At 71.9% G+C, this 12472-nt stretch carries 9 protein-coding genes; all 9 read right to left on the bottom strand.

From position 1 onward, the window contains the following. Positions 1–2: 2 nt before the first annotated feature. The 9 genes from ACX93N_RS07895 to ACX93N_RS07855 are packed head-to-tail and all read right to left on the bottom strand — an operon-like array spanning position 3 to position 12470. Positions 3–1121, bottom strand: coding sequence for a glycosyltransferase (locus ACX93N_RS07895; RefSeq protein ID WP_459427859.1), 1119 nt, complete (start codon positions 1119–1121; stop codon positions 3–5). Further along, positions 1118–3034, bottom strand: a complete 1917-nt coding sequence (gene asnB / locus ACX93N_RS07890; protein WP_459427858.1) for an asparagine synthase (glutamine-hydrolyzing) — start codon at positions 3032–3034, stop codon at positions 1118–1120. The genes ACX93N_RS07895 and asnB overlap by 4 nt, the downstream gene beginning before the upstream one ends. An 8-nt stretch (positions 3035–3042) precedes the next feature. Further along, positions 3043–4089, bottom strand: coding sequence for a GNAT family N-acetyltransferase (locus tag ACX93N_RS07885; RefSeq protein ID WP_459427857.1), 1047 nt, complete (start codon positions 4087–4089; stop codon positions 3043–3045). A 3-nt stretch (positions 4090–4092) separates the two neighbouring features. Next, positions 4093–5100: a polysaccharide deacetylase family protein gene (locus ACX93N_RS07880; RefSeq protein ID WP_459427856.1), complete on the bottom strand. Its 1008-nt coding sequence runs from the start codon at positions 5098–5100 to the stop codon at positions 4093–4095. Further along, on the bottom strand, positions 5097–6239 hold the full coding sequence (locus ACX93N_RS07875; RefSeq protein ID WP_459427855.1) for a glycosyltransferase: 1143 nt from the start codon (positions 6237–6239) through the stop codon (positions 5097–5099). The genes ACX93N_RS07880 and ACX93N_RS07875 overlap by 4 nt, the downstream gene beginning before the upstream one ends. Further along, a complete protein-coding gene (locus tag ACX93N_RS07870; protein WP_459427854.1) occupies positions 6236–7204 on the bottom strand; it encodes a glycosyltransferase family 2 protein in 969 nt (322 codons plus the stop codon). The genes ACX93N_RS07875 and ACX93N_RS07870 overlap by 4 nt, the downstream gene beginning before the upstream one ends. Beyond that, positions 7201–9810 carry an RIFT barrel domain-containing protein gene (locus ACX93N_RS07865; protein WP_459427853.1) on the bottom strand — a complete coding sequence of 870 codons (2610 nt, stop codon included), beginning with the start codon at positions 9808–9810 and terminating at the stop codon, positions 7201–7203. The genes ACX93N_RS07870 and ACX93N_RS07865 overlap by 4 nt, the downstream gene beginning before the upstream one ends. A 6-nt stretch (positions 9811–9816) precedes the next feature. Continuing rightward, on the bottom strand, positions 9817–11385 hold the full coding sequence (gene xrtA, locus ACX93N_RS07860; RefSeq protein ID WP_459427852.1) for an exosortase A: 1569 nt from the start codon (positions 11383–11385) through the stop codon (positions 9817–9819). Next, entirely contained in the window at positions 11364–12470 is a 1107-nt protein-coding gene (locus ACX93N_RS07855) for a GNAT family N-acetyltransferase (protein ID WP_459427851.1), read from the bottom strand. Before ACX93N_RS07855 ends, xrtA begins: the two co-directional genes overlap by 22 nt. Between the last annotated feature and the right edge of the window lie 2 nt (positions 12471–12472).

The following is a 12472-nucleotide window of genomic DNA, read 5'->3' as shown; positions in this document are numbered from 1 at the left end:
TGTCATTTCCCCTCCCCCAGGATGTCATCATAGATGGCAGCGTACCGTTCGGCCATGCGGGCACTGGTGAACTCGGTCGCAAAACGCGCTTTTGCCGCCCCGGCCATGGCCTCGCGCCGCGCCGGGTCGGCCAGCAGGCCGGTAAGCGCGTCGGCGAAGGCCCCGGCATCGTCGCTCGGCGTTACCCGCCCGGTCTCGCCGTCGATGACGATCTCCGGGTTGCCGCCCACGTCGGTGACCACGCACGGCTTGCCGAGCGCCATGGCCTCGAGCAGGGTCATGGAGGTGCCCTCGCTCAGCGACGGCAGCAGGAACAGGTCCATGGCCGCGAGCAGCGCCGCCGGTTCCGGCTCGAAGCCGGTGAACACCACCCGGTCCGCGATGCCGAGCTCAGCCGCGAGCGCCTCCGTACGCGGGCGCTCCGGGCCGTCGCCGACCATCAGCAGCCGGGCGTCCGGCTGCGTACCGAGCACCTGCGCGAAGGCGCGCAGCAGCATGGGGTGGTTCTTGATCGGGTCGAAGCGGGCGATGGTGCCCAGGAGCGGCGCCTGCGGCGGGATGTGGTAGCGCTCGCGGGCGGCCCGGGCCGTCTCCGCGGGAACGTCGAGCTCGCCGATGCCGTTGTAAACGACTTCGACGCGCCCCGCGGGCAGGTATTCGTAGTCTACGAGGGCGCGGGCCGTGGCCTGGCTGATGGCCGTGACGCGAGCCGTGCGCCGCGCCAGCAGCGGGTTCACGAAGCGCCGCTTGCGGCTGCGCCGGTCCGGGTGAAAGCGGCCGTGCTCCGTGAATACCACCGGCACCCCCGTGCCCAGCGCGGCCAGCACCCCGTAGGCCCAGGGTGTGTACTGGTGGCAGTGGAGGAGGTCGATGCGCTGCTCGCGCAGGTGGCGGCGCAGGGCGCGCACCAGGCCGCCGTCCAGCCCCGGTCGGCGGCCGTGTGCGGTCACGTCGATGCCCGCGGCCTGCAGGCGTTCGCCGAAGGCGCCCACGGGCGCTTCCAGGCAGAAGACCGACATCGCATAGCGGCTGGCGTCAGCGGCGAGCACCAGGTTGCGGATGACCTGCTCGGTACCGCCGATGCCCATGTCGAAGGTCACGTGCAGGATGCGGGCGCTCATGCGGGGCCCTCCGCTGCCGGTGGCTCGGCGGGCATGTAGGCATCCCACCACAGCTGGAACATCAGCAGGCTCCACAGCACCGTGCTGTGGTCGGCGCGGCCGCGCTGGTGCGCCCGCCACAGGCGCCGCACCGCCCGCGGTTTGAAGTAGTCGCGGATCCCGGCGGGGGAGTTGAACAGGGCATCCTCCGCCAGTTCCTTCAGCTCCCCCCGCAGCCAGTCCGCCAGGGGGACGGAGAAGCCCATCTTGCGCCGGTACAGGATATCCGCCGGCAGGTCTTTCTCGAACACGCGCTTGAGGATGTACTTCTTCTCGCCGTCGCGCAGCTTGAGGTTCGAGGGCAGGCGGGCCGCGAGCTCGACCAGGGTGTAGTCCAGCAGCGGGGCACGCACCTCCAGCGAGTTGGCCATGCTCATGCGGTCGACCTTGACCAGGATGTCCCCCGGCAGGTAGGTCTTGAAGTCGGTGTAGAGAATGCGGGCGAGGTGGTCCGGGCCCCCGGAGCGCGCATAGGCGTCGAGCGTAAGCTGCGACGGGTGGTAACCGCCGAGACTGTCGCGGGTGCGGCGCCGGCACAGGCGCCGCCACTGGCCGTCGGTGATCTGCGCGTTGGAGAGGTAGAAGCCCATGGCGGGGCTCTGCGCGAGCGTGTGCAGCAGCGTCGCCGCCCGGCGGCACAGGCGCAGCGGCACCAGGCGCAGCGGCCCGGCGAGCGGCGCCAGGGCGCGGCGCAGCCACCGGGGCAGGCGCTCCCGCAGCCGGTTCTCCACGGCATCGATGGCGTACTTCTCGTAGCCCGCGAAGACCTCGTCGCCGCCGTCGCCGGCGATGGCCACGGTGACTTTCTCCCGTGCCAGCTGCGACACGAAAAAGGTGGGCACCAGCGACGGGTCCGCGAAGGGCTCGTCGAAGAAGCGTGCGATGGCGCGCAGGTTGTCGCGGACGTTCGCTTCCACCGTCAGCTCGTGGTGGGTCGTGCGGTACTGCTCGGCCACGCGGCGGGCGTAATCGGTCTCGTCGAAGCGCTCGTTGGCGAAGCCGATGGCGCAGGTGGTGATCGGCGGCGCCCCCGGCGGATTCTGCTGCGCCATGGCCGCGACGATGCCGCTCGAGTCCACGCCACCGGAGAGAAAGGCCCCGAGGGGAACGTCGGCGACCATGCGCCGCCGGGTGGCGGCGTGGATGCGCTGGCGCAGCGCCTCGGCGATGCGGTCCTCGTCGTCCGCACCGCTTACCGCGCCGGGGATGTCCCAGTAGCGCGTGGCCTTCGCGCCGCCGGTGTCCACTTCCAGGTAGTGCCCCGGCTCGAGCTTGAACACCCCCTCGAAGATGGTCTTCGGGTCCGGCACGTACTGGTAGGCGAAGTAGTCGTAGACCGCGTCGGTACGCACCCGCCGGGGCACCTGCGGCAGGGTCAGGAGCGCTTTCAGCTCCGAGGCGAAGGCGATGTCACCGTCCAGGAAGGTGTAGTAGAGGGGTTTCTTGCCGAGCCGGTCCCGGGCCAGGAACAGGCGCTGCGCGGTCGCGTCCCAGAGCGCGAAGGCAAACATGCCGTTGAGCCGCTCCAGGCAGCGCACGCCGTCGCGGGCGTAGAGCGCCAGGATCACCTCGGTGTCCGTGCCGGTGCGGAAGCGGTAGCCGGCGGCGGCGAGTTCGTCGCGCTGGGCCTGGAAGTTGTAGATCTCGCCGTTGAAGACGATGGCGAGCTTGCCGTCCGCGGAGTGCATGGGCTGGTTGCCGGCGGCGGAGAGGTCGATGATGCTCAGGCGCCGGTGTGCCAGGCCCACCTGCTCCGCCAGCCAGCTGCCGCCCGCGTTCGGGCCGCGATGGCGAATCGTATCGGCCATGCGGTCGAGGGTCGCCTCGTCGCCGAGGGACTGATGGAAGCGGGTGAAGCCGGCGATGCCGCACATGGCCGCGCCTAGAGGCTGATGTACTTGCGCAGGCGGCCGCCGAGGGCGACCGTCACCGGCAGGGGCAGGCGCCGCCAGGTGGCCTCCGCCACGCCGCGCAGGCGGCCGGGCCCGCCGGCCGCCTGCTCGTCGCGGCCCGGCGTTGCCGGCAGGGTGTACCAGCGCAGGGGCACCGGCTGCGCGCCCCACTGTGCCTTGAAGCGGTAGGTGCCTTCGCCGACGGTCGAGCGGCCGAAGTCGAAGCGGGCACAGCCCTGCTCGATACAGCGCGCGAGGATCTCCCCGTAGAGCAGCATGTTCGGCGCCAGCCGGTTGTGGGCACGCAGCGTGGAGGCCCAGGGGATGGCGGCCAGCGGCCCCTGGCGCAGCACGAGCCCGCCGCCGATGACGCTGTCGCCGTGGTGGACGAGGGCGACGGTGCAGTCTGTGCGGAAAGCCGTCGCTATCGCCTGGAACCAGCGCAGCGTGTGCGGCGGTGAGCCGAGCTGGCGCATGTTGCTGGCGTAGACCGCGTGAAAGGCGGCTACCCGCGCCGGGTCGTTGCCGAAGGAGACGGCCAGGCCGTTCTTTCCCGCCTTGCGGATCTGGCTGCGGTGCTTGGCCTTGAAGCCGTCGAAGAGTTCCTCGGCGCTTGCGGGCAGGTCGAGGAGCATGCGCACCTTGCGCCCCGGGGGCGGTTCACCCGGGGCCGGGCGGTCGTCGGCGGTGGCGGTCCCCCGCACTTGCCAGCGGGCGCCGCTGCGACCGCGCTGCGCGGCGGGGCCGGAGACCAGGGCCTCGGCAAGCCCCGGCGCATCGGCGAGCGGTTCGCCGCGGTCGCAGTAGGGCAGGGAACAGAGCACGCCGCGTCCCAGGGGGTGCGGCACGCGGGCTGCCGGTGCCACGCCCGCCACGCGGCCATCGATTTCCGCCAGCCGGTAGGCCGTGCGCAGCCCGTAGGCGGCTTCGAGCGCCTCTTTCCACGCGAAGCGGTGGTAGGGCGTGGCCAGGGGGTGCTGCGCCAGGTAGCCGTCCCAGCGCTCCCGGTCGCCTGCGGTGGCGGCGCGCAGTTCCACGGCTCAGGCCGCCACGCCCACGCGGTGGTCGATGAGGAGCGCGGCCTCCGAGAGGGTGCAGAAGGTCAGGTTGGCGCGCGTGCCGGCGTAGGCCAGCAGTTCCTCGATGTTGCGCTGGATGATGTCCATGGCACCCGGCGCCTCGATCAGGCCCGTGCCGTGGTCGATGAGGCTGGAGGAGTGCAGGTACATGTGCAGCATGGGGTTGTCGTTGGCGAGGGCGAAGTCCACCAGCGGGCGCATGTCGCGGCCGGAGGTCACCTCCGGGCTCAGGTAGAGCTTGCGCACGAAGCGCGTGTGCCAGGACAGCCCCACGAGCCGCAGCCGCTCGAGCGCAGGCCGCGAGACGGCCTTGTAGCGGGCGAGCATGCGCGCCGGGTCCGTGCCGTTGAAGCCCACGGTCACCGGGAACTCGAGCAGGTCGCGCTGTCGCCCCGGGCGCACGGGCTCGTCGAAGTCCGGCCAGTACGGCTGCAGGTGCGTCTGTTCGCAGTCGAAGTAGGCGTTGCGGAAGAACGGGTACATGCTCGAGTCGATGCCGAAACCCTTCCGGCGCAGAAGCTCGAGAATCTCGCCGTTGATCCCCCAGCGCCCGGTGCGGAAGGCATTCGGAACGACACCGAAGGCGCCCCGCAGTCGCTCCAGCAGCGCCTCGAGCTTGGCCTCGGTCTGCGCCAGGGGCAGGTTGACCACGTGCGACTCGTACTCGCCGGTCTCGCCGTAATAGGGTGGGTTGGCCCAGGGGTGCAGGTGCGCCCCGACCTCGCAGCGACCGCTGTCGATGATCGGGCGCAGCTGCGCCGACGCGGCGGGGTCGTCGGCCATGGCGTAGTCGACGAAGTAGGTGGGGCGGATGCCGAGCCCATCGCAGAAGGCCTGGAAGGCCGGCAGCCGGTCTGCGTTCGCGACGGAAAAATCCCGCTGCGGGAAGGGGCCGGACCAGTCCCACTCCTCCTCCGTGTCCATGGAGAGCACGAAAACGAGGTCGGGCCTGTGGCGGGCACCGGTCATGCGGCGCGCTCTCCGCCCGGGCGGGCCAGCTGCCGGAACAGCGCCGTGTACTCGTCGGCCATGCGCTGTGCCGAGTAGTGCGCGTGCACGAAGGCGCGCGCCGCTTCACCGAGACGGGCGGCGAGCGCGGCATCGTCGAGCAGCCGGTTCCAGTGGCCGGCGAGGGTATCGCTGTCGCCGGGGGCGGCGAGGAGGCCGGTCTCTTCGTGGCGCACGAGCTGATCGATGCCGGGGATGTCGAAGGCGGCCACCGGCACGCCCATGGCGCAGGCCTCCATGAGGCAGCGGGGGATGCCCTCGAGGGTCGAGGTCATCGCAAAGAGGTCGAAGCTGTGCAGGAGCGCCAGCCGGTCTTCGCGGAAGCCGAGGAAGTGGATGTCTTCCCGGGCGTCGAGCGTCGCCGCCTGCGCCTCGAGCGCCGCCCGCTCCTCGCCGTCGCCGAGGAGCAGCAGCTCCACGTCGCCGGCGCGCTCGCGGTGGAGGCGGTCGAAGATGCGCAACAGCTCCGCCACGTTCTTGCGGCTGATCAGCTGGCCGATGAAACCGATGCGGCGCTTGCCGCCGGGCACCGCCGGGCGCGGGCGCTGCCGCTCCGCCTCCACCTCGCCGAGGTCGACGCCGTTCTGGATGTAGTGCAGCCGCGCCTCGGCGACACCGGCGGCGCGGGCGTCGTCGCAGAGCTGCCGTGACAGCGGCGCGACCGCATCCGCATGGCGCAGGGCGCGGCAGCCCGCCCAGATGAACAGGCGCAGCTTGAGGTCCCGCGCATTCTCGAACCCGTGCGGCGTCACCAGGCAGGGGATGCCCGCGCGGCGGGCGGCGAGCACGCCGAGGATGTCCGATTTGTAGCCGTGGGTGTGGATCACGTCGACGCCGCGGCGCACGAGCAGCGCGGCCAGCTCGCCGATGACGCGGGTGTCGAAGCGGTGGCGCATGGGCAGCTCGAAGACCTCGCCGAGGCCGCCCTCGCGATACTCGCGCACCAGCTGCAGGTCCCGGTTTTCGGCCTCCCGGGTGACCGCGAGGTCGCAGCGGACGCTCTCCGGCAGGTAGGCCGCGAGGGCCAGTACCCAGCGCTCCGCCCCGTAGAAGCCCGTGGGGCAGATGAACTGGAGCACGTTGAGGCGGTCGCTGCTCATCGCTGGTGGGAATCCGTCTTTACCCGGTTGACCACGCCCAGCACCGTACCCAGGGCGCGCGCCGGAAAATAGTAGCAATAGAACCCGAGTATATAGGGCAGGGGGATGGCCTTGTCAGCGAGAAGGTAGAGCCGCGTCACATAAACGGCAATCGGCAGTGCCGCGGCGAGCAGCAGTGCCGCGGCCCAGGCCCCCTGGCCGAAAAGCGCGGCGCCGGCGCCGCCAAGGGCGAGGCCGGTCACCCCCGGCGGCACCAGGAAGCTCGGCCATTCCGCGAGCCGGATGGCGCGCCCTTTCAGCGAGGCGAGGTTCGACTGGCCGCGCCAGAGTTCCTTGCGGAACATGGCGCCGTAGGCCTTGTCTTCGCCGAGGTGCACATAGTGCGTGCGGCTCGTGTAGCAAAGCTCGCCGAGGGCCGCCACGCGCTCGGTGAACACGTAGTCTTCGCAGGTGACCAGCTCCGCCGGGAATCCGCCGGCGCGCTCGAAGGTCTCCCGGGCCAGGAGCAGGTTGCGGCCGGGGAGAAAGGTCACGGGCCCGTCCACGCCGGCATTGGCCAGGGCCGTGCGGATGCGTTCCAGCGGCGGCGCGTTCGCCCCGTTCTCCTGCCTGGCGCTGACCAGTGCGACCTCCTCCCGCGCCTCGAGGAGGGGCGCGAGCGTCGCGAGCCAGTCCCCGGCCAGGGCGACGTCGGCGTCCAGGAAGGCGAGCAGTTCGCCGCGCGCGGCGCCGACGCCGGCGTTGCGCAGGGCGGCGATGGTTTCCTCCCCGGGGCGCTGCAGCACGCGCGCCGGCAGCGTGCCCAGCAGCGCCTCCGTGGCCGGCTCCAGCGCCGGGTTCTGCGAAACCAGAACGATCTCGTAAGTCGGTGCCTCCCGCTGCGCAGCGATGCTCGCGAGGGTATCCCGGAGCATGCTCTCGCGGCCCTTGTGCGGGATGACGAAGCTCACGGCCGGTGCGCTCACGGCCGCTCCTCCCCGCTGCCGGCGGGCAACCGCGAGCGCAGGGCCGCGCGCTCGGCAGCCGGGCGCAGGCGCGAGACGGCACGCAGCGCCAGCCGCAGCGCCTCGGCCGCCTGCCGCAGGGCGCCGTGGCGCGGCGGCGCGCCGTGTTCGCCGCGGGGCGGGTTCTGCCCGGCCGGCGACGGCAGGGGCACGGTCGGCACCAGGTTCTGCAGGAGCAGGGCCTGGATGCGCGTGTAGTGCCGGGTGGGCTCGGCCTCGAGGGTGGCGGCCACGTAGGTTACGAACTCCCCCGCTTTCTCACGGTAGGGCGCGGGGTCCCTGGGGCTGAAGTGCGCCGCCTGGTACAGCACCGTGGCCTTGCGCAGATCCTGCGCGGTCCAGGTCTGGTTGGGAAACTCGAGGCTGTCCGGCCGGTGCAGGTACGGGGCCTCGTGGTCCAGCATCCAGTCGGCGACGTGGAGCAGGCAGTCGCGGGCGTAGAGGAAGTCAGCGTCCTGCTGGCCCTCTTCGACCTTGACGGCGAGAAAGCGGCACAGGGCCTGGAGGAAGACGGTGTAGTACCAGCTGGTCTCCGCGTCGTCGAGCCGGCGCCCGGCCAGGTCTTCGGCCGGGTGCAGGGTGCGGCGGATGATGCGCGCCACCTGCGCCAGCGTTGCCGGCGCGCGGTCGAGGTAGTAGCTGTCCAGGAGCGCCTGCAGGTAGTTGCCCGTGCCCCGGTCCAGCGGGTACTGGTCTTTAAGCGGGTGCCTCAAGTCGCGGCGGCCGCGATTGCGCAGGCCCAGGAGCAGGTCCACGACGGTGTCGCCGCCCTCGTAGACCCGGGTAATCCAGTCGCGCAGCCCGTAGAGGGCCGCGCGCGCGTCCTCGTCGCCGGTGAGCAGGTACCGGTAGAGGAGCCCCGTGGTGTAGCAGTGCTGGCCCCCCGGGCCGCCGCCGCCGGCGTGGTCCTCGTAGGCGTTCGCCGGCTGCAGCCGGGAGTAGGCGCGGTGGGTGGCCGTGCCCGCGTCCAGGTAGTGGTCCGTGTGCCAGAACAGGCCGTGGTTGTACTCCGGCCGGTCCTCGCTGGTGTGGTAGATGTCGATGGCCTCGATGTGCGTGGCGAGGTCCGCCGCCAGGCGCGCCCAGGCGGGCTCGGCGGTGAACAGGTGCTGGCGCAGGCAGCCGAAGAGCGGGTCGTACTGGTTGTTGTAGTGGGAAACGAGGGCCGTCCCCGGCGGGTGGATGTCGTTCTCGTGGTCCGCGTACAGCTCGCCGAAGTGACGCCAGCCGTACTCGTCAATGATCTCGCGCTTGGCGAAAAAGCTCTCCGGGCCCTCGGCCGCCCCCGTGACCAGGGCCGCCAGGGCCGGGTGGACGAGGCCGGGGTTGCCGAGCTCGGCCAGGCCGCAGCGGGCCACGTGAGAAGGATCGAGGGTGACCTGCGGCGCGCTGAAGACGGCCTCGCCGGCGCCGGAGCCGAGGAGCAGGGCACCGCGGCGGACCAGGCACTCCCCGCCCTGCAGCTCCTCCGCCTGCCCCGCCCGCAGTGGTACCGGCGCCAGCAGTAGCTCACCGTCCGCCAGGCGCAGGGCCGAGGGAAAGCGCTGCCAGAAATCCTCCAGGCGGGCGGCCAGGCGGGGCTCGCCGCGTTCGTCCGCAAGGCGGATCGTCGGGTCCGGCCGGTCCCCCGTGCCTGCCGGCACGCCGCCGAGCGCCAGCGTGTAGCCCCGCTGCGGGAGGGGCACGGCGCCGCTGTGATCGCGGTGAACGGGGCTTGACCAGTGGTCGCCGCCGCTGGACCACTGGGTAAGATCCACCCGGCCGCCGGTGGCCTGCCAGGGGGCACCGGGTGCCAGGCGCAGTGCCGTTTCCCGGTTTTCCACGCCCTGCCAGCCCAGGGCCAGCTCGGCCAGGTGGACGGACCCGGGGTCGCCCAGGTCCCAGCGGCCGCCCGGGTGAGCGGCGCGCGCCGGGTTGTGCAGCCGCAGGTCAAAGGTGACGTGACCGCTGGTGACTTCGGCGACGAGGCGGAGGCGGAAGTGCAGCGGCGCAGCGCGGCCGGGCACGGGCCAGTGGCCGGCGACCGTGACCGTGACGGCCTCGGCCGCGCCGCTGCCGTGGGTGCGGTGCGCGCAGTCGTCCACGACCGGCAGCGGCGTGCTGCCATCGGCGAGGCGCAGGCGGAAGCAGCCCGCCAGCCTGCCCACCCCGGGGAGGCGGATGTCGACACCGCGGAAGCGGCGCGTGTCGACCACGAGCTGAGCGGTGGGGAGCGTCACGGTCAGCCCCCGCGCATCGGCGGCAACCGGGGAGGCTTCCCGCACCGGGGGCGGTGCCGGTTCGGCGAGCCCGACGGCGAGACCGAGTGTTTCGCCGCGCCCGAGGCTGGCGCACAGCTCTACCTGGCACCACTTCAGGCTGTGGTCCGGCCAGAGGGCTGCTGGACGGAAGGTGGCGGGGACGGAGGCGGCAGCGCCGTCACGGAAAAGGGCGAGGCGTCGCGGATCGCGGCAGAAACCCCGCGGCAGCGGCAGCCCGAAGCGCAGCAGGCGGTCGCGAAGGGGAAGGCCGGATTCCTCCCGCACGGTCAGGGCCGGCCCCGGCAGTTGCTGTTCGCCCGCTGCCATCGCGCTTCAGGGCGCTGTCGCTGAGGCGTCGAGCTGGCGGGCCAGAGCGGGCCCCGCATCGGCCCAGAATGCGGCGAGGCGGGCACGCAGCACCTCGCGGGGCGCATCCCAGGGTGTGGCCAGGGTGATGAAGGCCGCGTCGTGCCGGCCGCCGAGCAGGGCGCCCCAGGCCTCCCGGAGCTTGGCCCGGTAGGGATCGGCGGCGAGCTGTGCCCCCAGGCGGTAGAAACGCCACACCAGCAGTTTCTCGCTCCCGCGCAGCAGCTCGGCCTCCGCCACGGCGGGGCCCTCGTCGCCGGCGCGTACCGTGCGCTGGGCGACGAGCTTCCAGTCGCCTTCGTAGGGGTCCGTCAGCCGGTTGAGGCTGGAGACAGCCTCGGCCCCGGGCCGCTGCACCGGGTACCAGCCGACGGTGAGATCCACCGGACCCCGGGGGCCGGTATAGCTCGCCGTCAGCAGCGCGGCGGGGTCCTGCAGCAGCGGCGTCCAGCCCGTCGCGCTGCCGGGCTGCCGCTCCCAGGCCGCCGATGCGGGCAGGGCGGGTAAGGACGGGAGTTCGCCGGTCGTGTCGGCCGGCGGCGGCCGCAGGAGCGCCGTGCTGCCGGCACTGAACAGCAGCAGCCCCGCGAGGCCGAGGGCCGCCGCGCGCAGGCTGCGGCGCGGTGGCGGAGCACCCGGCGTGGCGTCGCCGGCGCTGTCGGCGCCACCGGCGGTGGGGGGCGGCGCCTCCCGCCAGAAGCTCCCCAGCCAGAACAGCAGGAACATCACCAGGCCGAAGAACACCCAGCCGTAGAGCAGGTGGTCCGCGCCCACGGCGTACTTCATGCCGCTCAGGTGGCCGATCATGACGATGCCGTAGGCGCGCAGGCCGTTGGCAATGATGGGCACCACCAGCGCGGCGAGCATGAAGGCAGCCCGGCGCCAGGCGCTGTAGTAGGTGAGATAGGCGTAGATCGTGCCAAGGGCCAGGGACGCGATCAGGTAGCGCACGCCGCTGCATTCCTCCACCACGGACCAGTTGCCGCTGGGCAGCGCGAAGCTCAGCCCGTCGCGGTACACCGGCACGCCGGAGCGCTGGATGAGCTCCACGGTCATGTCCGCGGTCAGCTCCATCATGGGGGGGATAAGGCCCTGGCCGAGGGGGACCGCGAAGAACAGGTAGAGCAGCGGAAAGAGCAGTGCGCGGAGCAGGGCGCCGCCGCAGGCGAGCCAGGTGACCACCGGGATCATGGCCACCAGCGCGAGCTGGCGCACCGCGGCGACGTCCACGGCCGTCGCAAGCAGCCAGCCAGCCAGGAGCGGTACCAGCAGGAACAGCGCCCGCAGGTCCGGCGCCGGCCGCAGGGCACGCAGGCGATCCCGGTTTGTCCACACCAGCCAGAGGCTGATGGGCAGGATGAGGAAGCCATGGGTGAAGGTCTCGTTGCTCCACCACACCCGGGCCATGGACAGGGTCGTGCCGGCGAAGACCAGCGGCAGGCCGAGCATCACGGCGAGCAGGGGCCACAGCTGCGGTGTCGCCCGCAGATCCCCGGGAAGCGAGCCGGCGGCCTTCAGCCCCGCGTTCTCTGCCATCGCTGTTTCAGCCTCCGCAGCGCATCTTCGGCGCGGAAGCGCCAGTGGCCGTTGTGCCGGCGCTGGATGATGAAATCCTGCCGCCGGTCTGCGAGCTGTCGCTTGTACTGGCTGTCGCCACCCATGAAGTCATAGCTGTCGTACCCGGCCTCCAGGAAGTGTTGCATCAACAGGCAGTGGCCGGTGAGCCCCGGCTTCAGCCTGCCGTCTTCCTCCCCGGGGACGCCCTGCAGGTAGAAATAGGCCCGCCGCTCCCCGATCAGAAAGTAGAACACGCCGATCACATGTTCGCCGAAGGTTACGCGAAAAAGCTGGACCGTTCCGTGACCGAACCCACGTTTCAGCAAGGTCTCGTGGAAGGACACGAAGGCCGGGTTGGCAAAACCGCTGTCGTGCCAGCGCTGCCGGTGCCAGCTGCCCGCCCGGTGGAAGAAGGCGAGGGCCTCGTCGAGAGTCCGTGCCGCTTCCACGGCCGGGGGCCCGTGGCGCGCTTCGTAGCGGCGGAGGGACCGGCGCACCTGGTAGCGCGTGTTGCCGGAAAGGCCCTCGAGCACATCCTTGCCCAGGTCGCGCAGCGCACCCAGGTCGCGCAGGAAGCCGGGAATCTCCTGGAGCACGCGGCCGTGGCGGTGGCCGGGCAGTGCCTGCTCTGCAGGCGCCATGGACAGGTGCACCTCGTCGCAGCGGCCGGAGGCCAGTAGCGCCGTTACCACCGCGTCGGCAGCCGCCGTCTCATGGCCGGGCAGGGCCAGCAGGCCGTTGTACTCCACCCAGACCTGGTCGTCCCGCGGATTCCCGCCCTGGTGCAGCGAGGCGACGGTCGAGCGCAGTACCCCGTGGCGCCGCTCGGCGGTGAGGCCGAAGGCCCCGAGGGCGACCAGCGCCTGCCCCTGGTGCACCCTGACCACCAGTGCCCGCCCGCCCTGCTGCGCGAGCCAGGTGCTGAACCAGTCCCAGCGCAGAAAGGGAGGGGGAGCGATCTCCGCCTCGAGGCGGCGCCAGTCTGCCTCGAGGGTGGTGGCAGCCCGCTCCGCAAGGCACTCAACCTGGTAACCGTCCGTGGGCACCGGCTTCGCGCGCGGCATCA

It is taken from the genome of Pseudohaliea sp. (genome assembly GCF_054552115.1).
This window is presented reverse-complemented; position numbering and strand designations above follow the sequence as displayed.